The sequence below is a fragment of the Bradyrhizobium sp. SK17 genome (assembly GCF_002831585.1).
Classification (GTDB): domain Bacteria; phylum Pseudomonadota; class Alphaproteobacteria; order Rhizobiales; family Xanthobacteraceae; genus Bradyrhizobium.
The window spans coordinates 730,700-753,322 of record NZ_CP025113.1 but is presented as its reverse complement, the minus strand read 5'-3'; the positions used below and the strand labels follow the sequence as shown (position 1 = coordinate 753,322).

22 protein-coding genes and 1 pseudogene are annotated in these 22,623 nt (G+C 65.2%); 11 read left to right on the top strand and 12 right to left on the bottom strand.

Annotation, left to right across the window (positions count from 1 at the left end; translation table 11 throughout):
- The first annotated feature begins 215 nt into the window (after positions 1-215).
- The 3 genes from CWS35_RS03520 to CWS35_RS03510 are packed head-to-tail and all read left to right on the top strand — an operon-like array spanning position 216 to position 2,289.
- Positions 216-587 (top strand): YciI family protein, encoded by a 372-nt coding sequence (locus CWS35_RS03520; RefSeq protein WP_024581604.1) that lies wholly within the window; start codon positions 216-218, stop codon positions 585-587.
- Positions 588-605: 18 nt separating this feature from the next.
- Positions 606-956, top strand: a complete 351-nt coding sequence (locus tag CWS35_RS03515) for a YciI family protein (RefSeq protein WP_024581605.1) — start codon at positions 606-608, stop codon at positions 954-956.
- Between the two features lie 31 nt (positions 957-987).
- Entirely contained in the window at positions 988-2,289 is a 1,302-nt protein-coding gene (locus CWS35_RS03510; RefSeq protein WP_100950792.1) for an RNA polymerase sigma factor, read from the top strand.
- A 46-nt stretch (positions 2,290-2,335) separates the two neighbouring features.
- On the opposite strand, the gene CWS35_RS03505 is transcribed toward CWS35_RS03510, so the two are convergent.
- Positions 2,336-2,773, bottom strand: coding sequence for a hypothetical protein (locus CWS35_RS03505; RefSeq protein ID WP_024581607.1), 438 nt, complete (start codon positions 2,771-2,773; stop codon positions 2,336-2,338).
- Between the two features lie 224 nt (positions 2,774-2,997).
- Between CWS35_RS03505 and CWS35_RS03500 the strand changes: the two genes are divergently transcribed.
- Both CWS35_RS03500 and CWS35_RS03495 read left to right on the top strand, forming a co-directional pair.
- Positions 2,998-4,026 carry a putative zinc-binding metallopeptidase gene (locus tag CWS35_RS03500; RefSeq protein ID WP_100950790.1) on the top strand — a complete coding sequence of 343 codons (1,029 nt, stop codon included), beginning with the start codon at positions 2,998-3,000 and terminating at the stop codon, positions 4,024-4,026.
- Complete coding sequence (locus tag CWS35_RS03495) at positions 4,023-5,048, top strand: ATP-grasp domain-containing protein (protein WP_024581609.1); 1,026 nt, start codon at positions 4,023-4,025, stop codon at positions 5,046-5,048. The genes CWS35_RS03500 and CWS35_RS03495 overlap by 4 nt, the downstream gene beginning before the upstream one ends.
- A 648-nt stretch (positions 5,049-5,696) precedes the next feature.
- Here CWS35_RS03495 and CWS35_RS03485 read toward each other — a convergent pair.
- Complete coding sequence (locus tag CWS35_RS03485) at positions 5,697-5,918, bottom strand: hypothetical protein (RefSeq protein WP_024581611.1); 222 nt, start codon at positions 5,916-5,918, stop codon at positions 5,697-5,699.
- 645 nt (positions 5,919-6,563) lie between these two features.
- Here CWS35_RS03485 and CWS35_RS38780 point away from each other — a divergent pair.
- Both CWS35_RS38780 and CWS35_RS38775 read left to right on the top strand, forming a co-directional pair.
- Positions 6,564-6,806 (top strand): hypothetical protein, encoded by a 243-nt coding sequence (locus tag CWS35_RS38780; protein ID WP_024581612.1) that lies wholly within the window; start codon positions 6,564-6,566, stop codon positions 6,804-6,806.
- A gap of 351 nt (positions 6,807-7,157) precedes the next feature.
- On the top strand, positions 7,158-7,298 hold the full coding sequence (locus CWS35_RS38775; protein WP_157817065.1) for a hypothetical protein: 141 nt from the start codon (positions 7,158-7,160) through the stop codon (positions 7,296-7,298).
- Positions 7,299-7,323: 25 nt separating this feature from the next.
- Here CWS35_RS38775 and CWS35_RS03480 read toward each other — a convergent pair whose 3' ends face one another.
- From CWS35_RS03480 to CWS35_RS03465, 4 genes are read right to left on the bottom strand one after another with little or no spacing between them, the layout of a single operon-like run.
- Complete coding sequence (locus CWS35_RS03480; protein WP_024581613.1) at positions 7,324-8,079, bottom strand: GntR family transcriptional regulator; 756 nt, start codon at positions 8,077-8,079, stop codon at positions 7,324-7,326.
- A gap of 6 nt (positions 8,080-8,085) precedes the next feature.
- Positions 8,086-9,066, bottom strand: a complete 981-nt coding sequence (locus tag CWS35_RS03475; protein ID WP_100950786.1) for a Gfo/Idh/MocA family protein — start codon at positions 9,064-9,066, stop codon at positions 8,086-8,088.
- The gene (locus CWS35_RS03470) at positions 9,063-9,950 is read right to left on the bottom strand and encodes an NAD(P)-dependent oxidoreductase (protein ID WP_100950784.1); all 888 of its coding nucleotides are present in this window, start codon (positions 9,948-9,950) and stop codon (positions 9,063-9,065) included. The genes CWS35_RS03475 and CWS35_RS03470 overlap by 4 nt, the downstream gene beginning before the upstream one ends.
- A gap of 19 nt (positions 9,951-9,969) precedes the next feature.
- A complete protein-coding gene (locus tag CWS35_RS03465; protein ID WP_024581616.1) occupies positions 9,970-10,929 on the bottom strand; it encodes a tripartite tricarboxylate transporter substrate binding protein in 960 nt (319 codons plus the stop codon).
- Between the two features lie 135 nt (positions 10,930-11,064).
- Here CWS35_RS03465 and CWS35_RS03460 point away from each other — a divergent pair, with 135 nt between their 5' ends.
- The 3 genes and pseudogenes from CWS35_RS03460 (at position 11,065) to CWS35_RS03450 (ending at position 14,249) form a co-directional block, all read left to right on the top strand.
- Positions 11,065-11,454 (top strand): carboxymuconolactone decarboxylase family protein, encoded by a 390-nt coding sequence (locus tag CWS35_RS03460; protein ID WP_100950782.1) that lies wholly within the window; start codon positions 11,065-11,067, stop codon positions 11,452-11,454.
- A 60-nt stretch (positions 11,455-11,514) separates the two neighbouring features.
- Positions 11,515-12,876: a 3-carboxy-cis,cis-muconate cycloisomerase gene (pcaB, locus tag CWS35_RS03455; RefSeq protein ID WP_100950780.1), complete on the top strand. Its 1,362-nt coding sequence runs from the start codon at positions 11,515-11,517 to the stop codon at positions 12,874-12,876.
- A gap of 118 nt (positions 12,877-12,994) precedes the next feature.
- Positions 12,995-14,249: pseudogene (locus tag CWS35_RS03450) on the top strand (aminopeptidase).
- 7 nt (positions 14,250-14,256) lie between these two features.
- Here CWS35_RS03450 and CWS35_RS03445 read toward each other — a convergent pair.
- The 5 genes from CWS35_RS03445 to CWS35_RS03425 form a co-directional block, all read right to left on the bottom strand.
- Complete coding sequence (locus CWS35_RS03445; RefSeq protein WP_100950777.1) at positions 14,257-15,189, bottom strand: GNAT family N-acetyltransferase; 933 nt, start codon at positions 15,187-15,189, stop codon at positions 14,257-14,259.
- A gap of 11 nt (positions 15,190-15,200) precedes the next feature.
- Complete coding sequence (locus tag CWS35_RS03440) at positions 15,201-16,250, bottom strand: amidohydrolase (protein ID WP_100950775.1); 1,050 nt, start codon at positions 16,248-16,250, stop codon at positions 15,201-15,203.
- Positions 16,251-16,333: 83 nt separating this feature from the next.
- Positions 16,334-17,689 carry an MFS transporter gene (locus CWS35_RS03435; protein ID WP_210202762.1) on the bottom strand — a complete coding sequence of 452 codons (1,356 nt, stop codon included), beginning with the start codon at positions 17,687-17,689 and terminating at the stop codon, positions 16,334-16,336.
- A 74-nt stretch (positions 17,690-17,763) separates the two neighbouring features.
- The gene (locus tag CWS35_RS03430) at positions 17,764-18,258 is read right to left on the bottom strand and encodes a MerR family transcriptional regulator (RefSeq protein WP_210202761.1); all 495 of its coding nucleotides are present in this window, start codon (positions 18,256-18,258) and stop codon (positions 17,764-17,766) included.
- Between the two features lie 100 nt (positions 18,259-18,358).
- The gene (locus CWS35_RS03425; RefSeq protein WP_100955984.1) at positions 18,359-19,186 is read right to left on the bottom strand and encodes an MBL fold metallo-hydrolase; all 828 of its coding nucleotides are present in this window, start codon (positions 19,184-19,186) and stop codon (positions 18,359-18,361) included.
- A 227-nt stretch (positions 19,187-19,413) separates the two neighbouring features.
- Between CWS35_RS03425 and CWS35_RS03420 the strand changes: the two genes are divergently transcribed.
- Positions 19,414-20,298: an alpha/beta fold hydrolase gene (locus CWS35_RS03420; protein ID WP_245439018.1), complete on the top strand. Its 885-nt coding sequence runs from the start codon at positions 19,414-19,416 to the stop codon at positions 20,296-20,298.
- Between the two features lie 153 nt (positions 20,299-20,451).
- On the opposite strand, the gene CWS35_RS03415 is transcribed toward CWS35_RS03420, so the two are convergent.
- Entirely contained in the window at positions 20,452-22,533 is a 2,082-nt protein-coding gene (locus CWS35_RS03415) for a phospholipase D-like domain-containing protein (RefSeq protein ID WP_100950770.1), read from the bottom strand.
- Between the last annotated feature and the right edge of the window lie 90 nt (positions 22,534-22,623).

The following is a 22,623-nucleotide window of genomic DNA, read 5'->3' as shown; positions in this document are numbered from 1 at the left end:
GTCATTGAGAATAGCACGGATGGATCGCCGGCAGTGGTCGGCGGCCGGCCAATAACGCCGAATTGAGGCTCCCGAGACCGCGATCCGGCCGAATCCACCCGCGAAATATTTCTCCAGCTGCTGTCGATCCGGCCGTTTCCGGATCGTCGTTTCCTGTACCGAGCCGGTTTTGGCGGCGATGATCGCCGCGCCTCGTTCAAAGCAGGAGCATTTTCATGCGTTTCATGTCGATCGTGACCTCTCCGCAGCCGCCCGCGCAGCCGACCCCGGCGCTGCTGGAGGCCATGCACAAACTGGCTGACCGCGAGATCAAGGCCGGCCGCATGGTCGATACCGGCGGCCTGATGCCGCTCGCGACCGGCGCGCAGGTGCGCATTGCCGACGGCAATCTCAGTGTCGTCGACGGTCCGTTCGTCGAGGCCAAGGAGGTGATCGGCGGCTATGCGATCTTCGAGCTGCGCAGCAAGGAGGAGGCGGTGGCACTCGCCGTCGAATTCATGCAGCTCCACAAGGACCACATGCCAGGCTGGGAAGGCACCTGCGAGGTCCGCGCCTTCGCCGGCTTCGCCGGACAATGTCCGGAATAGGCGAGGGGAGGATAGACCATGCGCTTCATGTACGTCCTGGTTGCCGAGAAACCGATGTTGCCGAACCCCGCGTTGCGGGAGGCGATCGGCAAGCTGGCCGAACGCGAGATCGCGGCCGGCCGCATGCTCGATACCGGCGCGCTGCTGCCGCGCACGGCGGGCGCCGAGGTGAAGATCAAGGACCGCAAGCTCACCGTCACCGACGGCCCGTTCATGGAGGCCAAGGAAGTGGTCGGCGGCTATGCGGTGTTCGAGCTGAAGGACAAGGAGGAGGCGGTGGCGCGCGCGGTCGAGTTCATGCAGCTTCATCTCGATCACATGCCGGATTGGGAGTTGTCATGCGAGGTTCGTCCGTTCATGGCGGGCTGACGATCGCCACGATCGCTCGCCGGTGGCCGGCATGACGCGCGACGACGTCAAGCGCACCATCCTCGGCGTCTGGCGCGTCGAGCAGCCGCGGCTGATCACCAGCCTGTCGCGGATGCTGCGCGACGTGCCGCTCGCCGAGGATCTGACCCAGGAAACGCTGATTGCCGCGCTCGAGCATTGGCCGGCCGATGGCATCCCGGACAAGCCGGGTGCCTGGCTGATGGCGACTGCCAAGCGCCGGGCGCTCGATCATCTGCGTCACGTCAGCATGCGCACGCAGAAGCACGGCATGCTGGCGCACGATCTGGCGCGGGAGCAGGACACCATGCCCGATCTCGATTCGAGGTTCGACGACGACATCGGCGACGAGTTGCTGCGGCTGATCTTCACCGCCTGCCATCCGCTGCTGTCGCGCGAGGCGCGCGCCGCGCTGGCGCTGCGCATGATCTGCGGCCTCACCACCGAGGAGATCGCGCGTGCCTTCCTCCAGGCGGAGACGACCATCGCCCAGCGCATCGTGCGCGCCAAGCGCACCTTGTCGGACTCCGGTCTTGCCTACGAGACGCCGCGTGGCGCGGAGCTGTCCGAACGTCTCGCCTCGGTGCTCGAGGTCGTCTATCTGATCTTCAACGAGGGCTATACCGCAGCGCGCGGCGACGAATGGCTGCGGCCGCAGCTCTGCAACGAGGCGCTGCGCATCGGCCGGGTGCTGACCTCGATCGCGCCGTCGGAGCCGGAAGCGCACGGCCTGCTGGCGCTGATGGAGTTCAACGCCTCGCGGATGGCGGCGCGCACCGATGCGGCCGGCGAGCCGATCCTGTTGACGGACCAGAATCGCGCGCTGTGGGATCGCCTGCAAATCCGCCGCGGGCAACTCGCGCTGGCCCGCGCCCGCGAGCTCGGCGGTGCCGGCGGCTTCTATGCGCTGCAAGCCGCGATCGCCGCCTGCCATGCCGAGGCCGATGCGCCCGACGCCACCGACTGGCGCCGCATCGCCACACTCTACGGCGACCTCGCCGCGCTGCTGGATTCGCCCGTCATCGCGCTCAACCGCGCGGTCGCGATCGGCATGGCCGAGGGGCCGCGAGCGGCGCTTGCGATCGTCGACGGTCTCGCGGATGAGCCGGCGCTGAAATCCTATCACCTGCTGCCGAGCGTGCGCGGCGATCTGCTGCACAGGCTGGGCCGCTTCGCCGAGGCGCACACAGCGTTCGAGGCCGCCGCCGCATTGGCCGGCAATACGCGCGAGCGTGAGTTTCTCAAACGCCGCGCCGCAGTCGCCGCGCGTGCCGCGCAGGATCAAGACGGCCGTACGGATCCATCGATCGCGTAGCCGCATCTGCGAAGCGATAGGCCGGACACAGCGCGACGAATCTGGGTCAGGCCTTAGGCGCGATCAGCGCAGCCTTGCCGCGCAACCCCCACAGCAGCAGGAGCGATGCTGCGATGATCGCAAGGCCGATTGCGACGAACCCGGCGGTCACCAGCGTTTCCTGCCACTGCGCGGCGGCACGCCCGGGTGCGGTGATCGGCGAGAGCGCCCCGGTTCCGAGAATGGCGGCGAGGGTCGTGACCGCCCAGTTGCCATAGGTGCCGAACAGCAGCGTCCAGTAGGCGACGGCGCTGCTGCGAGACGGTAACCGGACCTCGCTCCAGATCGCACCGACCACGAGCAGGAACGTACCGTTCATGACGCCCTCGAGATGGGCCGCGAGCGCCATCCGCACATTGGTGAAATGTTGCTCGACCAGGCCGGTCAACAGCCCGATCAGGAACAGGGCCATGCCGTGAAAAAGCAGTCGCCGCCGATAATCCATTCTTGCCCCTCAAATCGCTTAGCGCCGGTAATGGCCGAACCATAACAGAAAGCGCGCAGGCGCCCGCAGTGACCGAGTGACGCCGGCCCGCGGCCGGTCTTCGCCGCGGGTTCGGGCCCGTCGCTGCCACGGGGCAGGCTCCCGTCCGGGAGGGCCCGGCGGTTGTTGCCGGCCATAACCTATGACACCATCCCGATTCCGATTAGGTTTGACGTGGGAGGCCCATGCCGCGCCGGAAATTTGCCTGGGAGAAACTGTCCGATGAGCAGTTGCTCGGGCTACGCCTCAGCAGTCTGAGGGTTGCGGTCGAGGGCACCTGGCTGGAGGATTGCCTCGGCACGCTCCACGAGGAGTTCGAAGAGCGAGGCATCCGGCTGCGGCCACACGCATGGATATCGAGCGAGTGGTTCAGTCCCTCGACCACGCCCGGCATCGCGATTCCGTTTTATCTCGCGCATCCGCGGTTGATGAAACTCGAGAAGAAGATGATGCTCGACGTCGAGGGTGGCACCTGGTCGGAGTGCATGGCCATTCTGCGCCATGAGGCGGGGCATGTCGTGCAGCACGGCTACCAGCTGCACCGCCGCCGGCGCTGGCAACAATTGTTCGGTCCGTCTTCGAAGCACTATCCGCGCTACTACCGGCCCAATCCGGCCAGCCGCAACTATGTCCAGCATCTGCGGCTCTGGTATGCGCAGAGCCATCCGGACGAGGATTTCGCCGAGACCTTCGCGGTGTGGCTGCGGCCGCGTTCGAACTGGCGGACGCGCTATGCCGGCTGGCCCGCGCTGAAGAAGCTCGAATATGTCGACGAGCTGATGGCCGAGATTGCCGGCAAGCGGCCGCTGCTCACGACGCGCGAGCGCGTCGATCCGTTGCACTCGCTGAAGCAGACGCTGGCCGAGCACTACAAGAAGAAGCAGGCGTTCTATGCCTTCAATCCACCGAAGACCTATGACCGCGATCTCTCGAAGCTGTTCTCCGCCGATCCACGGCATCGACGGCAGCCGCCGGCCGCGGTCTTCATCAGGCGGCACCGCGCCCAGATCAGGCAGCTGGTCGCGCGCTGGACCGGCGAGAACCAGTTGACGCTCGATGCCGTGCTCGACGACATGATCTCGCGCTGCCGCGAGCTCAACCTGCGCGCCGTCGGTCCCGAGCAGAAGCTCGTGACCAACTTCACCATCCTGCTCACCGCCAAGACCATGCACGCGCTGTTCGGCCCCTCCCGCCGCAAATGGATTGCGCTATGAAACGTCTTCGCATTCTCGTGCTCATGCACCCGGACTTCGTGCCGCCTGAGACCACCGACGGATATTCCGCGCGCGAGATCAACGCGTGGAAGACCGAATACGACGTCGTCAGCACCTTGCGTGCAGCCGGCCATGAGGTGCGGCCGCTCGGCGTGCAGGAGGAGATCAAGCCGGTCCGCGACGCTATCGAGGATTTCAAGCCGCATGTGGTGTTCACGCTGCTCGAGGAGTTCCACTACGAGGTGGTGTACGACCAGCACATCGCGAGCTACCTCGAACTGATGAAGGTCCCCTACACGGGATGCAACCCGCGTGGCCTGATCCTGGCGCGCGGCAAGGACCTGTCCAAGACCCTGGCGCATCATCGCCGGATTCCGGTGCCGGCCTTCGCGGTGTTTCCGATGCGTCGCAAGGTCAAGCGGCCGCCGCGTCTTGCGCTGCCGCTGATCGTCAAGAGCCTGAGCTCGGATGGATCGCTGGGCATTTCGCAGGCATCGATCGTCGATACCGACGAGAAGCTCGCCGAGCGCGTCGCCTTCATCCACGAGCGGATCGGGACGGCCGCGATCGCCGAGCAGTTCATCGAGGGCCGCGAACTCTATGTCGGCGTGCTCGGCAACAACAGGCTGCGCGTGCTGCCGGTCTGGGAGTTGAAGTTCGGCAGCATGGGCGGCCCCGGTATCGCCACCGAGAAGGCGAAGCACGATCCGAACTATCAGGAGCGCATAGGAATTGCCGACGGGCCGGCCAGGGATCTAGCGCCGGAACTGTCCGCGCATATCCAGCGGCTGGCGAAACGCATCTACCGCACGCTCGGGCTCGATGGCTATGCGCGGATCGACTTCCGCCTCTCCGCCGATGGTACTCCGTATTTCATCGAAGCCAATCCGAATCCCGAGATCGCCAAGAGTCAGGAGTTCGCGACGGCGGCCCAGCACGATGGGCTTGACTACCCGGGTCTCCTGCATCGCATCGTGACGCTCGGCATGAGCCGCGCAAAGGCCGGCGTATCGCTGGGCTGAATCGCCGCGTCGTCTGCAAACGATTTGCCGCCGTCAGAGGCTGCGCTGGGTCGGGTGGCGTCGCCCGTCCGCCGGGACAAACATCGCAAACGTTTCCCTAACGCGCGCCGCCGGCGTCGGCGCGTCAGCAGGCGCGGAGGCCTCGGCCGCCGTGGGGCGGAACGCGTCGGGGTCTGGCCACCGGCTGGCAACGATGTCGGTTGCCGGAGCCGCCAAGGCGATGCCGTAGCTGCGGCAGCTATCGTAGACGTACAAGACAGCAAGAAAAATCGATACGAGAACAAGGATCGTCCTGAAAACCGGCATTGTGATTGCGCCTTCTTGATTGAGGCGAACAATGCCCGGCCACGGTGAACCGTGGGTTTAGCTGCAAGATCGACCGGCCGATACGGTTCCCGTTTCGTGAACGTGGCGTGTAAACGGCTCGCTTACCAACGGCCTCAAGGTTGCGGCAACCAGCTTTCCTCACCGGCCCGAAAGAAGTCTCTGGCATTGATGGGCCAACAAGAAGACTGAGGAGGCTCCATGTTCATCGCTATTCGAGTCATGATCCTGATCGCCAGTGCATACGCCGGGTCGGCCGTCGCAGAGATGCAGTTCGCGCCTTTGCCGAGCCTCGCGGCTTCGTCGCAGCGATAGGACGGCGCGTCAGGTCGGACGCTTGCGGTTCGAGGAGTCCTGCGTCACGGGCTCGGCCGAGGGTGCGCTGTGATCCAGCAGCAGGAAGTGCACGCAACCGTCGACCGTCTGCGATGCACGCGCAAACCGTTCGGCGAGATCGAGAATGATCGCGCGCTTGTCCGGCTCCATGATGCAGTAGAACGCCAGTGTGAGCCTGAGGGCTTCCTCGTCATCGGGACGGCCAAGCATTCGAGTCTCCGCGCATCGGCAGCAGCGTGTCCGCGGCCACTAGAGCATGATCCCGAGAAGTGGAAACCGGTTTCCCCTGCGACAAAACGGCAAGCGCTTGCACAGAGCTCATGCTCGAACCAGAGATCAGATCGTGATGCGATTCCACGGAAACGCTTCACGATCCGCTGCCCTCTGCCATCCTGAGATCGGCAGGAGAGGCAAATGAAGTGCAGGTTCTCCGCGAAGCCCGCCGCTTCCCGGCGGCCGATTTCGCTGATCGATTTGCGGATCAAGATATCATCGGGCTCGGCTCTCATCTAGCCGCCGTCCGGTGGCGTCGCTGCATGATGGACGCGGGAAGGGGACGGCCTCGTAAGCGCGATGATGCGTCCGACGCAAGGAGATCCGGCCCGCTCGCCTGCAAAAGGACAGCGCAGCCAATGCGATGCGCCGAATATTTTCAACGTAGGTGCGTTGGGCGCAATCGGCATCAGCAGATCGGAACCGACCTGAGCCCGATCGCGGAATCCAAACCAGCATGACGAGCGCAATGTCTCGTCCGCGCAATTCACCTCGTAACTTTATCAGTTCTAAGCGCGGGACAGGCTCGCGTGGCTGGAGCAGGTCCACGCGAATGGCCATGGTCGCACCGGCCATCGGCAGATGGCCGCGCGGATCAGCGACATGATCGAAATTGCGCGCCCCGGGGCGCGCGGCGCGGCGGACCTACTGGTCGACCTTCGGCGTCTTGCCTGCGATGTCGAGGCCGAGCCGGAGTGCGCGTTCCTGGCGCTCTTCGGTCAAGAGCTTCAGTTCCCGTTCCAGCGACCGCGCAACCTCCTGTTGCGTTTCCCTGGAAGGGCGACGGGAGCTATTTTGCGATTTGGCCGGTTGGGCAGTCACTGAAAAACCCTTGTCATCACATTGTCACAGGCATGCCACGACCGAGGTCGGGCGAACAATCAAAAAGAATTCAGCGGGGGTCGATTAGAACGTTTGTTGTGCACCTGACTCAAATTTGAGCAGAAAATTCTCCCCACGAATTTCTCCCAGTATTGTGTCGAATGATGTCGAAGCCGCGATCTCATCAATTCGGATGAGAGAGCCGGGTTCCCACGAAATCATTTCGAGATTCGGACGAAGACGTCCTGAAACCGACAAGGTCTAACCTTAGTAGCGTTGTGAAGGACGGGTGCCTGATGACACGCTGACGATCGACGTCGTGAGGTCGGTCGGTGCTCCCGTGAGACTTTGGGGATGATCTCGGAAATGAAGAAGCCGAATGCTGTGCCATATGTCTGGGCGGCCGCGCTGATTGCGGTCGCGATCTGGGGTGTGAGCGGCACCCCGCAGGTGGCACATACGTCTGCCAGCACGCATCTGGCTCGGGTGCGGTAGCGCGTTTCGCGCGATAGCTCGTTGGCTAGAGCTTCGGCCGCAGCGAGCGCTGCATATCCATCGTGTAGGTGTAGCGCCCTTCGGGGTGCGTGGTGATGGTGACCTCGAACAGTTCCTCGCGCTGGCCATAGTAACGGCGGACCACGGTGAGCGCCGGCGATCCGGTCTTGACGTCGAGCGCCTTGGCGATCGGCGCCGGCATGCCCCGCACGAAGATCTCCATCTGCGCGCGCTCGGTGACCTGGCCGTACATCTTGGCGATCTGCTCATGCACCGGGGTGCGGCCGTGGTCGCTGCGGGTCACGACATCGGCGAACCGGCGCAGCACGTAGATCTCGGTCCAGCCGAGCGGCGCGGCGAACTGGTCGGAGCGACGCACCGCCTCGATCAGGAACCAGCTCTTGCCGGGCTCGCATTTCAAGAGCGCGGCAAGCTTGCGGTCGGCAACGATGTCACTGCTGCCGACCACATCGCGGTAGGTTTCGTTGGAATAGCGCAGCCACTCGCCGAGCGATTTGACGCTGTGAGTGAACAGCACCGGCGGCTCGGAAGCGATCACCACTGAGCCGAGCCCGGCGCGGCGCACGATCAGGCCCTGGTCGATCAGGATGCGCAGCGCCTCGCGCACGGTCTGGCGGCTGGCCTGGTAGCTCGCCATCAGCTCGGTTTCGGTCGGCAGCAGATTGCCGACGGCGTAGGTGCCGAGACGAATCTCCCGTTGCAGTCCGGTGGCGATGTCGCGGTAGCGGGACGATCTCGCTCGGTCCGGTTGTTCAGACATGGCGGTTCACTGGTATGCCATATGGCAGGCGACCGGATGTCCCGTCTGCATCGATTGCAGCGCGGCCTCGAACGCGGCGAGCGTCGCCAGCACGTCGGCTTCCGGGACCGGGAACGGTTGCTTGCGTTCGACCGCGTCGGCGAAGGCCACGAGTTCCGCGGCAAGCGTGTCGACTGCGGGATAGCGTGTCGTCGCGGGTGCTTCGCCGGATCTCCGCAGCACCATCGTCACCTCGTCGAGCACTTCGGCAGATCCCCTCGTTCCGAACACATGCACGCGCCAATAGAACGGTGTTGCGCGGATTGTCGCAAGGGTTGCGCTGACGCCATTCACAAATTCAATCGCCAAAGTTGCAGTATCGAGCGGTGGCGGTCCGGCCTCACGTTCATTCAGCCGGGCGTAGACCCGGCGCGCGGGACCTAGCAGGCTGACGAAGCCGTCGAGCACATGCAGTCCCGCGCCGGTCAGTCCGCCGCCCGGGGATTCCTCCGGCGACAGCCGCCAGCCCTGCGTGACGGCCTGGGAGTTCTCGTTGCTGTTGTGGCCCTCGACATGCAGGATCGTGCCGAGCTCGCCGCTGGCTGTGATCGCGCGCAGTGCCTGCATCGACGGCCAGAACCTTCGGTTATGCCCGACCGCGAGAGTGACGCCGGCGCTGCGGCAGGCCGCGAACATCTCGGCGGCGTCGTCACGCCGGAGTGCCAGCGGTTTCTCGCAAAACACCTGCTTGCCCGCACTGGCCGCCGCGATCACCTGGCGCTTGTGCAGCGAATGCGGCGTCGCCAGCAGCACGGCATCGATGCCGGGATCGGCGAGGACGTCGTCCAGGCTTGCCGCGAGCGCCAGATTGTGCGCCTTGCAAAAGCTCGCGGCGCCGGTGCTGTCGGGTTCCACCGCGCGGATGATGTTCAGCCGGGGCTCCTTGCGCGCGGCCTCGACCAGCGCGCGGCCCCAGCGGCCGAGGCCCGCGATCGCACAATTGATCATGAATGGTCCTCACCCCGGTGCTGTCCGGCACGTACCGCCTCGATGACAGCGGCGCTGTCGCAGTCCGGGCCCTCGAGCGCAATCGCCTTGCGCAGCAGCTCGGCCTGCGCCGAAGTCAGCGGCAACCGCAGGCCGTGCCGGCCGGCCTCCTGCAGGATCAGCTCGGCGTCCTTCAAGGTCTGCGCGATATGCGATTGCGGCGAGAAATCCCGCGCCAGCATCTTCGGTCCCTTGCTGTCCATCACCCTGGAATATGCCGCCGATTGTCGCGCCGTCGCAAGGAAGCTCGCGCCGTCGAGGCCGAGGCTTTCGGCAAAAGCGAGGCCCTCGGCGAGCGCCGCGCGGTTGTTCTGCAGAATCAGGTTGATGGCGAGCTTGGTACGGCTCGCATCGCCGATCGCGCCGACATTGATCCGCTGCGGGCAGAGGATGTCGAGCGTCGCTGCGGCGGCTGCGATAATGTCCGCATCGCCTGCGACAAGCGCGCTGGCGGTGCCGGCGCGCACCTCAGCGCTGGTGCCCGAGATCGGCGCCTCGATCAGGGCAAGGCGCGAGCGGGCAGCGAAGTCGGCGATCGTCGCCATCTCGTCCGGCGCGCAGGTGGTGGTGCAGATGACGAGTGGCGGCGGCGTCGCGTTGGCGAGGTCGGGCAGCAATCCGATCGCCTGGGCCGCGTCATACACCGCGATGACGATGATCCGGCAGCGCGCCGCGACGTCGGCGGCGAAGGCCGCGAACTCGGCGCCGCTGGTCTTCAGCCCATCGGTCTTCGCCGCATCGACGTCGAAGCCGATCACCCCGATGCCGGCATCGATCAGGCGTGCCGAGAGCGCTGATCCCATCAGCCCCAGGCCAATCATGCCGACAGGTGTCTCGCGCGCCATGATGCGACGTAGCTTCGCGCTATTGCGGCTCGATGCCGGCGGCCTTGACCTCCGCCGACCAGCGCACGACCTCGCTCTTGACGAAAGCGGCGAACTCGGCCGGCGCCAGCGGCGCCACGATCACGCCGACATCGGCGAGTTTCTTCCTGGTTTCCGGCATCGCGAGGTATTTGGCGCATTCGGCATAGATCTTGTTGACCACCGGTTCCGGCGTGCCGGCCGGCGCGAACAGGCCGTACCAGATCGTCGCCTCGAAGCCCGGCATCGCTTCCGACAGCGCGGGCAGGCCGGGCGTCAGCTCGTTGCGGGCCGCCGATGTCACCGCGATGCCGCGCAGGGTGCCGCCCTGCATCTGCGGGATCGCGACCGAGAAATCGCCGAAGGTCAGGTCGATCACGCCCGCCATCACATCGGTCATCGCCTGCGGCACGCCGCGATAGGAGGCGGCGATCAGCGACAGGCCGCCGCGCGACTGCAACTGCGCGATCGAGATCTGCGATGCGCCGGAGCCGTAGCCCGCGGTCAGGTTGGGGTTGGCCTTGGCGTAGCTGAGGAACTGCGGCAGGTCCTTGGCTGCGAGCTTCGGGTTGACCAGCAGCACCATCGCCGTCGTGGTGGTGCGGATGACCGGCGCGAAATCCTTCACCGGGTCGTAGGGTAGGCTTTTGAGCGTCGCGACATTGCTGGCTTGGGTGGTGTTGGTGCCCATCAGCAGCGTGTAGCCGTCCGGTGCGCTGCGGGCGACTTCCTGGGCACCGATGCTGCCGAGCGCGCCGGCGCGGTTCTCGATCAGCACGGTCTGGCCGAACGCGTCCTGTAGATGCTGGCCGACCAGGCGCGCGACATTGTCGGGTCCGGCGCCGGGCGGGAACGGCACGATGATCCGGATCGGCCGCTGCGGGAAGTCGTCCGCCGCGGCTGCCGGCAGAACCGGAAGCGCAGCGAGCAGGACGGCGAGCAGCCCCAGCCGTAACTTCATCCCGGTCCCCTCCTGGCTGTTTTGAAGAATTTATACGGACAAATTTATCAGGAATGCAAGAGAAAGGCTTATAGGAATATTGTTGTACGACATATTTATCCGTATAAATAGCCAGAACACGGGAGCCGGACGACGATGGTCGACATCAGCGATCTGCATGCGCGCGGGCTGCGGCGGCGCCAGAAGATGTTCGGCGAGGTCGATGTCGCCAAGCGGATGGCGGCCGCCGGCGAATTCGGCACCCCGCTGCAAAACATCATCAATGCCTACGTCTATGGCGACGTCTGGGAGCGCAGCGGCCTGTCCGACCAGATCCGCAGCCTGGTGATGCTCGGCATCACCGCGGCGAGCAGCAAGCCCACCGAATTCCGCGTTCACGCCAAGGGCGCACTGGCCAATGGCTGCACCGCCGCGCAGGTGCAGGACGTGCTGCTGCTGGTCGCGATGTATTGCGGCATTCCGGCTGCCATCGAGACCAGCAAGATCGCAGCCGAGGTGTTCGGCGAAACGCCGGCGGAGGGATAGGGCAGCGGCTTGCGCCGTGATAGGCAAATTGCCGACCGCGACCGGCAACAGGATGCGCCCATGTCCGCCTTTCCGACCTCGACCACCGTGCTCGACTCCGTGTTGTTTCGGGATGCTTTCGGCACGCGCGAGATGCGTGAGGTGTTCTCCGACCTGCGGCTGATCGGGCGCTACGCCGAGGTCGAGGTCGCGCTGGCAAAGGCCGAAGCGCGCTGCGGCGTGATCCCGGCGGAAGCTGCGGAGGAGATCGCTGCGCGAACAGATGTCACCGCGCTCGATTTCGATCTGCTGCGGCAGGAGACCGACGTGGTCGGCTATCCGATCCTGCCGCTGGTGCATCAGATGGCGAAGCAGTGCGGCGAGGCCGGCCGCTATGTCCATTGGGGCGCGACCACGCAGGACATCATGGACACCGCCGTGGTGCTACAGCTGCGCGACGGTCTCAGGATCGTCGAGAACGACATCGCCGCACTGCGCGGCATCCTGGCCGATCTGTCGAAGCGTTATCGCGACACGCCGATGGCCGGCCGCACCCATCTGCAACAGGCCCTTCCCGTGACCTTCGGCTACAAGACCGCGATCTGGCTCGCTGCCTTCGATCGTCACGCCGCGCGGCTGGCGGAGCTGAAGCCGCGTGTGCTGGTCGGCCAGTTCGCCGGTGCCGCCGGCACACTGGCCTCATTGGGCGGCAAGGGGTTCGAGGTTCAGCAGGCGCTGTGCGAGGAGCTCGGCCTCGGTGTGCCGGTCGCGACCTGGCACGTCGCCCGCGATGGTCTTGCAGAAGTGGTGAACTTCCTGGCGCTGGTCACGGGAACCCTGGGCAAGATCGCGCTCGACATCATGATCATGGCGTCGACCGAGTTTGCGGAAGTCTACGAGCCGTTCGTGAAGGGACGCGGCGCGTCCTCGACCATGCCGCAGAAGCGCAACCCGATCTCGTCGGAGTTGATGCTCGCCGCCGCCAAGGCGGTGCGCCAGCATGCCGGCCTGATGCTGGATGCGATGGTGCAGGATTTCGAACGCGCCACCGGCCCGTGGCATGCCGAGTGGATGGCGATCCCGGAAAGCTTCGTGCTCACCGCCGGCGCGCTGCATCAGGCCAGGTTCGCGCTCGGCGGCCTCATCGTTGATGAAAGGCGGATGGCCGACAATCTCGACATCAGCCGCGGGCTCATCGTGGCGGAAGCCGTGATGATGGGGCTCGCGCCCGCGATCGGCCGGCAAGAGGCGCATGACGTGGTCTACGATGCCTGCCGTGTCGCCAACGACAAGGGCGTGACCCTCGCCGAGGCGCTGGCCGCCGATCCGCGCGTCGCGAGCCGGATCGATCGGGCCACGATCGACCGCCTCACCGCGCCAAAGAACTACCTCGGCCTGGCGCCCGAGATGGTCGACCGGGTGCTGACTTCGGTGAAGCGGTAAAATTCGAGGCAATTGCTCGCCGTCGCGTGATCGGCTGCGGCGGGCAGGAACCTTGCGAATGCGGATCGAATTGGACTACGAATCCTCATCACCCTCCAACGACACGGCCGGACGCTTCATGACCGCACTTCAACGCAACCTTTCCGCCTCGATCGATCCCGTCAAGCTCGATCGGCTCGCCGAAGTCGCGATCAAGGTCGGCCTGCAATTGCAGCCGGGGCAGGACCTGCTGCTCACGGCGCCCGCCGCGGCGATGCCGCTGGTGCGGGGTGGTGGAGCACGCCTACAAGGCTGGCGCCGGTCTCGTGACCCCGTTCTTCTCTGACGAGGAGCTGACGCTGGCGCGCTACCACTATGCCAACGATGCAAGCTTCGACCGCGCCGCGGGCTGGCTTTACGAAGGCATGGCGAAGGCGTTCGGCGCCAACACCGCGCGGCTCGCGATCGTCGGCGACAATCCGATGCTGCTGTCCGGCGAAGACCCAACCAAGGTCGCACGCGCCAGCAAGGCCAACTCGATCGCCTACCAGCCGGCGCTGGAGAAGATCGTCAATTTCGACACCAACTGGAACATCATCGCCTATCCGAGCACATCCTGGGCCAGGCAGGTATTCCCCGACGATGCCGAAGACGTCGCGGTGGCCAAGCTTGCGGATGCGATCTTCTCTGCATCCCGGGTCGATCAGGATGGCGCCGTCGCCAACTGGGAAAGGCATAATGCGAAGCTGCGCGAGCGTACCGAATGGCTGAACGGCCAGCGCTTCCACGCGTTGAAATATTCCGGCCCCGGCATGGACCTGACCATCGGCCTCGCCGACGGTCATGAATGGGAAGGCGGCGCCTCGACCGCCAAGAACGGCATCGTCTGCAATGCCAATATCCCGACCGAGGAAGTCTTCACCACACCGCACTGCCGCCGTGTCAGCGGCCATGTCGTCAGCTCGAAGCCGCTGTCCTACCAGGGCACGCTGATCGATAATATTGCGGTGAAGTTCGAGGAAGGTCGCATCGTCGAGGCCAAGGCCTCGCGCGGCGAGGAAGTGCTGAAGAAGGTGCTCGACACCGACGAGGGTGCGCGCCGCCTTGGCGAGGTCGCGCTGGTGCCGCACTCTTCGCCGATCTCGAAGAGCGGGCTGTTGTTCTTCAACACGCTGTTCGATGAGAACGCCGCCTCGCATATCGCGCTCGGCCAGTGCTACTCGAAATGCTTCGTCAATGGCGACAGACTGACGCCGCAGCAGATCGCCGAGCAGGGCGGCAACAAGAGCCTGATCCACATCGACTGGATGATCGGCTCCGCGCATACCGACATCGACGGCATCCACGCCGACGGCCGCAGCGTGCCGGTGTTCCGCAAGGGTGAGTGGGCTTAACAGCCCACTAGCGAAACCTCTGCTCCCGGGCGGCGATCAGCGCGCCGCGCGTGGCGCTGAAGCGACAGGTCTCGTGCTGCGGCTTGAAGCCGAGCCGGCGGTAGATCTTCAGCGCGGGCGCGTTGCGGCTCGAGACGTTGAGCCAGCAGGGATGCTCGACCGAGACGTCGTGTGCGCTGAGCACGCGATAGACCAGCAGTTGGCCTAATCCGCGTCCCTGCCGCGCCGGATCGACCGCGACCGATTCGATCCACATCGAGTTCCGCTCCGGCTCGGTCAGGCAGAAGCCGGACATCTGTCCATCTTCCGAGGCGATCCAGACCTCGGTCTCGGTCAGGACCTGCGCCATCTCCTCCGGCGAGTACAGGCGGAACGCGGCATCCGAGGCGTAGGCGGCGTTATGGATACGCGCGACCTCGGCGGCGCAGGCGGTCACGTCGCTGACCTGCTCGATGGTGGCGCGGGCGGCGGCGAGCGTGCGCGCCGGCTGCAAGGGCTCGACGCACTTCATCCCGATCTCGGACTCAACATGAACAAAGCCGAAGGCGGCGACGAAGGCCATGCCGGCCGGCCAGTCGCCGCTCACCAATGTTTGCACGATCAGAGCGGGATCGGCGTCGATTGCGATGATGTCGTCGAACAGCGCAAGGCCAATCCGGCGACGCCGCATCTCGGGCACCACGACGATCTTGAGGAACCGGGAATGATGTGCGCCTTGATCGCGCAACGATGACTCGGCGAGGCCGAGGAGTCGCCCATTTCGTTCGGCGACACGAAAGTCGCGTCCGCCACGGTTTTGCGGCAGCTTCAGGAACTGGTCCCATTGCGGCAGCGCGACAGGGCCTAGCCGCGGTTCCACCGCAGCTGCCTTTGCGTAAAGTGCGACCACCGCTTCCGCATCAGCCTCTCGAAGCGGCCGGATGGTGATGCCGTCATCCATGAGTCGGAAGTTTACCCGATATCGAGCCGATAGACATCCTTTGCCGTCTTCAAGAACAACGCCGTCTTCTCGACTTCGCTATATTGTGAAGCAAGCCGTTTAAAGGTGTTGAAGATCACCTGATAACTGCACTGCCCCTTGTCAGGTGGGAAGTTGCTCTCGAACATGCAACGGTTGGGGCCGAACGCCTCGATGCAGGTTTCCACATAGGGACGCCAGGCCGCGGCGAGTTCCTCCGACGACGGCGGTCGCGGGCGGAGATGAAAGTCGTAGCCCAGCAGGCACATCGCCAGCCCACCGAGCTTGACCACGACGTTCGGGCATTTGGCGATCTCCTGGATCGATGCCTTCCAGACCGGAAAGGTCTCCCCGCGCTTGCCGGCGAAGCGGCCGGTGCCGACCGGGCCGCCGCAATGGTCGAGCACGATCCTGGTGTCGGGGAAGGCGCGGGCGAGGTCGGTCAGCTCGCCGATCTGCGGGTGGAACAACCAGGCATCGAAGCTGAGGCCGAGCGGCGCCAGGCAGGCGAACCCCCTACGAAAGGTGGAATCGAGCAGGATGCCCTTCGGCCGGTTCGCGTACATGTGGGCGACGTTGGGGTCCTCGTCCCAGGCCGAGGAATGGCGGATGCCGCGGAACCGGCCGTTGCCGGCAGCGATCTCCGCCTCCAGCACCGCCTTGGCCTGATCGCCGATCAGAAGGTTGACGTGGCTGACGATGCCGGCGCAGATCGCCGCCTTGCCGTAGCCGCCACTTGCCGCCATCGCGGCGACGCCATTGGCGAACTCGACCTCGCCGACCGGGCGGAACGCCTCCGGGCCGCTGGCGCGATACATCGATCGGCAATCGACATAGACGGTCGCGACGATGTTGTGGCCGGAGGCGATGTCGTCGCGCATGTCCTCGATCAGGTAGCGCAGGCCGCCGCGATCCCACAGATGATGGTGCGGATCGACGATCGGCCTGTCGGGATCGATGATCGCCTCGGTGTATTGGGCGAGCCAGTCTTCGCGCGGATCGGCATAGAGCCCGCTGGCTGAGGCGGGCAGAGTGCTGGCCATGGATGATGCTCCCTGTTCTTGCTTCTTGTCGGCCGCCGATACGATGTCGGCTGCGGGAGGATAACGAGCCGCGTGCGAGCAGGTCAAATGCGCAGCCCCGGCGCTTTCCGTAGCGTCATCATCCAGGCCAGGCTGACGCCAGCGAACTGAACGAGGCTCCCGGCGAGCATCGCAAGCCGCAAGCCGTGGCCGCCGCCGCCGGCCGCCGCATACAGCGCGCCGAGCATCGCGACCCCTATCGTTGCACCGCTGATCCGGGCCACGTTGATCAGCGCCGCAGCCGTACCGGCCCGCGCGGCGGTAACGTCGCCGACGGCCATCGCTGAGAGCGGTCCCGCGGCGAGCCCGAGCCCGAGGCCCGTGATGGCCAGCCCGAACTCGGCCAGGGCGACGTCTGGTTGCAGGCCACCGAGGCCGATCATCAGGAGACCGACGCTCATCAGCGTCACGCCGCCCGATGCTGTCGCGCGCAATCCAAACTTGTCCGAGAGCGTGCCGGAAAGCGGCGAGACCAACACGAACACCAGCGACATCGGCAGCAGCGCGGCGGCGCTTGCCGCGGCATCGAACCGCCCGCTCGACTGCCACGCCAGCGGCAGCACGAACACCATGCCGTAGCCGCCAAAGGTCATGCCCGTGGTGGCGATCATCGCGGCGCGGAACTGACGGGCACCAAGTATCTCCGGCGATAACAGCGCCGCGGACCCCTTCTTCCTCTCGATCGCGATCAACAGCGTTGTCGAAAGCGCGGCGACGACCAGCGCGGCGATCATCGCGCCCGGCGCCGATTGCCCGCCGATCGCGGCATAGGTCAGGCTTCCAAGCGCCAGCGCGCCGCAGAGTTGGGCCGGAGCGTCGAATGCGCGGCGCTGCGGGTTTGCCGACTCCGGGACCGTCGACCCGGCCATCGCAACCACGAGCAGACCGAGCGGCACGATGACCAGGAAGATGCTGCGCCAGCCGAGCCATGGAATCAGCAGCCCGCCAAGGCTTGGTCCGAGCGCCATGGCCACGCCATTGCAGGCGGCCCAGATGCCGAGAGCGCGAGCGCGTTCGTCCGGCTGGTCCCAGACCACGCGGATGATCGCAAGCGACGCGGGGATCATCAGGGCGCCGCCGGCTCCGGTGAGCGCTCGTCCGCCGATCAGCACCAGTGCCGACGGTGCGGCTGCGCACAGCAGCGATGCGGCGCTGAAGATCACGGCGCCGGCCATCAGGATCCGGCGCCGGCCGTAGCGGTCCGCGAGCATTCCGCCGGTCAGCAGCGAAGCCGCATAGACCAGATTGTAGCTGTCGACGATCCATTGCAGCTGGTCGACACCGGCGCCGAAGTGATCGCCGATCGCACGCGCGCCGAGATTGACGATGAACGTATCGATGTGCGCGATCGTGACGGCGAGACACAGCGTCAGCAGCGTCACTCGGCGCGATGCGCGCATGGCAAAGGGTCTACGCCGAAGCATATCGTCCATCGCGCATCCTGTTGTCTGATCGGTGAGGGCTCAGGCCTTGTTCAGGCTTTGGGCACGGAGCGCTTGGCGCGGGCGCGCTGCTGCGGCGAAACCGAGGGCCGGCGGCCGCCGGCCATCCATTCGTCGTAGAATTCGACCTTGGCGTCGACCAGCGTCAGCGCCTCGGTCCATTTCGCGATCATCGCGTGCACGCGGAGCCGATGTGCGGCGAGCAAGGCGCGGCGTTTGGCCAGGCTCGCGCCGCCCTGTTTCACCAGCGCGGTGTACTCGCGCAGCTGCCGGATCGACATGCCGGTCAAGCGCAGCCGCTCCATCAGGTCGAGCCAGCCGATGTGGTAGTCGCTGTAGACGCGGCGGCGGCCGCGGTCCCTGGTGACGCCGGGCATCAGGCCCTGCGTCTCGTACCAGCGGATGGTATGCACGCTGCGGCCGGAGCGGCGCGCGATCTCGCCGATATGAAGCGCGCCTGGCGCCTGGGCTGTTCGGGCATCCATCATGGTGAGACCGCCTTCGTCGCGCCGGCGAGGTTCGCTCATAGGGGCGTCGCCGGACGGTCCGGAGTGAACAAGCTAGAGCATACTCTAGGTCAAGCGCGAAAATCGCCGGTTGACGAAATCGTGTCAGGGGCGGGCTGACTCACACGCCGTCGAGGATGATCACCGTCGGCGTCGCCGGCAGCGTGTCGCGCGAGACCCGCAAGGTGCGCTCGCCGCCGCGGCGGTCGATCTCGAACTGCTGGCCGATCAGGCGCATGAATTCGTCGAGCGGGGTCGCGAAGCGGTGCATCGGCAGCACCACCGAGGCGCGCAGCCGTCTGGTGATCTCGGAGATGCCGCTGAGCGACATCGTATAGGTGCCGTCGATCGGCACCATCACGATGTCGAGCCGGCCGATCGCCGCGAACTGGCTGTCATCGAGCTTGACGTGGAGGTGGCCGAGATGGCCGATGCAAAGGCCGGCGACCTCGAAGATGAAGATCGAATTGCCGTCCTTGATCATCCCGCCGCCGGCGTCCTCGCCCCAATAGCGGCGGATATCGGTGGTGACATTGCGGATATAGACGTCGCCGATCCGCTCCGAATAATGTGCGGCCTGGCCGTTCTCGCCCCAGCCGTGCAGCACATGGGCGATCCGGGGATCGGGAAACAGCGTGTAATGGGTCGCATGCGCCCGGTTCATGGTCGCGACGTCGGGCAGACGTCCGGTCTGATAGGCGCCGTTGTAGTCGGTCGCGATCCGGACGCCTTCCGGCGTGTCGATGTAATAGGTCGAATGGCCGGCATAGGTGATCGCGACTTCGCCGGTCTTGGTCGTGGTCTTGGCGGCGACGCGGCGGTAGGCCACCGGGATGGCACGGGGCGGTGCATTGGCCATCGCCAGGCATTCGCTGCGCGGGGCATCCTGCGCGAGGGCGTGGCTGGCCAACGTTCCGAGCAGCATGAGCGCGGCGAGCAATCTCGGCATGACCTGTTCCGTCTGCGGCAACATCCTCCGGCGAGATATTATCGCCGAACTGTCGTGCCGTCATGGTGACGTACGCGCATCGCTCTATGACGCGGATTGCAATGCGATCCCGGCGAATAATTCGGCAGGACGCGCTACCATGGCGCGCAAAGCGATCGATGAGGGAGTCCGCCGTGACCGAACATGCCGCCGCGCCGAGGGCGCCATCGACCAAACGGCTCGAGCCGCTGCGTCACGTTGACGCCGGCGTGCTCAATATCGCCTATTACGAGGCTGGCCCGGCCGACGGTCCGGCCGTGCTGCTGATGCACGGCTTTCCCTACGACATCCATTCCTATGTCGACGTCGCGCCATTGCTGGCGGCGCAGGGCTGCCGGGTCATCGTGCCCTATCTGCGCGGCTATGGGCCGACGCAGTTCCGCGACAAGGCGACGCCGCGCTCGGGCGAGCAGGCGGCGGTCGGCGCCGACATGATGGCGCTGCTGGATGCGCTTGGTATCCAGCGCGCGGTGTTCGCCGGCTATGACTGGGGCGGCCGTGCCGCCTCGATCGGCGCCGCACTGTGGCCGGACCGATGCATCGGGCTGGTCTGCACCAACGGCTACATGATCCAGGACATCGCACATTCCATGGTGCCGGCGCGGCCGGAGCGCGAGGTGCCGCTCTGGTATCAGTATTACTTCCAGCTCGAGCGCGGCCGCGCCGGGCTTGCCGCCAACCGGCGCGGCATCGCGCGGATATTGTGGTCGCAATGGTCGCCGGGCTGGGCGTTCGACGATGCCTGCTTCGAGCGCAGCGCGGCCGCATTCGACAATCCGGATTATGTCGATGTCGTGATCCATAGCTATCGCCACCGCTACGGCGTCGTCGAAGGCGATCCGCACTATGCCGACGTGCAGCGGCGCCTGGCGGCGTTGCCTGTGATCGCGGTCCCCACCATTACGCTCGATGGCGCCGATGACGGGGTCACGGCCGCCGCCGACGCCAGCGCCAGCGCGGCCAAATACACCGCCCGCCTGGCGTATCGCGTGATCCCGGGGGCTGGCCACAACATACCGCAGGAAGCGCCGGACGCCTTCGCCGCGGCCGTGATCGAGGTGATGAAAGGATAGTCGGCGGCTGCGCGCGGGCCGGTCGTGTCGGATGCATCGCGCATCCAGGGCGATGCGTCCCAGTAAATTCATCGTCGCGCCTGGCTTCTCGTTAAGGTGCGGTCTCCGTGCAAGTGCGTTTGTTGAGAGGGAAAGCCGCTTCAGGAACGTGCCTCAGCGCTTCGAGGCCTTCCGTTTGGTGGCCTTCTTCTTCGCGGACTTCGCGGCCTTCTTCGCCTTGCCGGCCTTTCTTGCGGTGGTTTTCTTCGCGGCCTTCTTCACGGCCTTCTTTGCCGACTTCTTCGCAGCCTTCTTTTTGGACGTCTTGGCTGTCTTGGCTTTGGCTTTCTTCACGGTTTTCTTGGCAGTGCTCTTCTTGGCAGAAGCTTTTTTGCCGACCTTCTTGCCCGTGCCGCCGGCCTGCTTTCTCCTGGCGCTGGCCTTGGCACGTTTCTGCTGCGCCCTTTCGTCTTCATCCTTGAACGGATCGGGGTCGGCGCCAGCCGGGGTGCTCCATGGCTTGGTGGCGGCTTCGGGGAAGAACAACAGGCGGCGATTGTTCTTGTAGGTGCCGTCCTGGAAGTTCGATCCAATCCAGCCGTCGGTCGTATCAAGCAACAGCCATTCCTCGCGCTGGCCCGCGTTCGCCTGCTTGTTGATGATATCGCGCGAGCGGAAGTGCCTGAAGATGCGATCGAGTTCGGTCACGTAGATGTCGGCGACCCTGGTGTCGCCGCGGATCAGCAGCATGTTCTCGTCGTTTGCTGTCAGCGAATTCGCCGAGAAATTGGCCGAACCGGAGCAGACCAGCGGGTCATCCGACAGCGGATCGACGATCAGTACCTTGGCATGGACGAAGAACACGTGGCCCTTGTTGGTGGGACGATCGAGTTCTTCGTCGATGAACCATTTGTCGAGATTGGAATTCGGGATCGGGGTCACCTTGGCGCCGCCGAAGCTCGACTTGTACTTGATGAACGACTTGCCGAGGATCGCGCCGTTGGAGAAGGCAAGCTTGCCGCGGTTGCGCTGCTCAGCGGCGTTCACCGCCGCGCTCGGGGGATCCTCCAGGATCACCAGCCGCATCGCGTTGCTGGTCTTGCCGAGCGCGGTGAGGATGGTGTCCGCGACGTTGAACGGAATCGTCATCATCGCGAGCGATCCGGCATCGTCGATGCGTTGCCCGTACCAGTCGAGCATGTTGTCGGCGATGCGCGGCGAGAAGAACGGGACGGTGGAGGATTCAGCGATCACATTCGGCGGGTTGGGCGTCAGCTCGATCGCGTTGTGCAGCGCGACACTGTGCACCGGATCGTCCTTTAATTCCGTCCAGTAGTTCAGATAGGTCTTCACCGTGGTGGCGTCGGCGGTCACGTGTCCGACATTGGTCTGACCGTAGAAGCCGGAGTCGGTGAAGTTGGTCGAGCCGGTCCACACCAGCGGCGGCTTACCCGCGGCCAGCTTGACGATGAACTTGTTGTGGGGGATCGCGGTCCGGGTGCGCGGATGCACGATCGCGGCCGGCAGCTTGGCCGTTGCGATCGCGGCGCGATTGGGATCGTTGTCGTGCTTGGTGTCGTGATAGATGATCTGTACATCGACGCCGCGATCATGCGCCCGCTTCAAGGCGGCCAGCACCGGAAGATAGGTGAATTCGTAGGCGCAAACCCGCAATTGGTCGCCGGACCCCGCGCTGTTGATGTATTTGAGGCAGGCCTCGGCCAGGCCGCGCGAAAGCCATTGCGTCTCGCGGTCGAGCAGCCGGCCGTCGTCGCTGACATTGTTGACCATCTCCTCGGTCAGCGTGGCATTGTGAAAATCGACCGCCATCGCATGGCTCGCGATGATACCGCGGTTGAACCAGACGCCCTGGCCCTTGCCGTCGTATTCCGGCTCGGTCGTGATCGAGAAGTTCAAGGTGTAGCGTTCCTCCATGTTGTGGAGGTCGCCGTAGAGCGCGATGATCGTGAAGTCGTAATCGACGCCGGGGCTTGCAGTGTAGTCGGACCACAGGAACGACTGGAACGGCTGCTGCCGCGACGGGAAGCTGTCGCCGGGCTTCGGGTTCGGCACCAGGTCCTTGAAGTACTTGATGCCTTCCAGCCATTGCTGAGCCTGGCCGCCATGGCCGCGCTTGATGGCGAAACCGCGCAGGCCGGGCCTCGCACCTTCGTCCATGTCCAGCGCCATCAGGACGACATGGGTGCCCGCGATCGCCTTGACGCGAAGGGCCCCGCTCGATTGCGAAACGCGCATGATGCTCTCCCTCGGCGGAATAACTTCGTAGTTGCAATCTTGCTGAAATACACCGGAGGTGCAAGTCTACCTTCGCCCGCAGAATGCCGG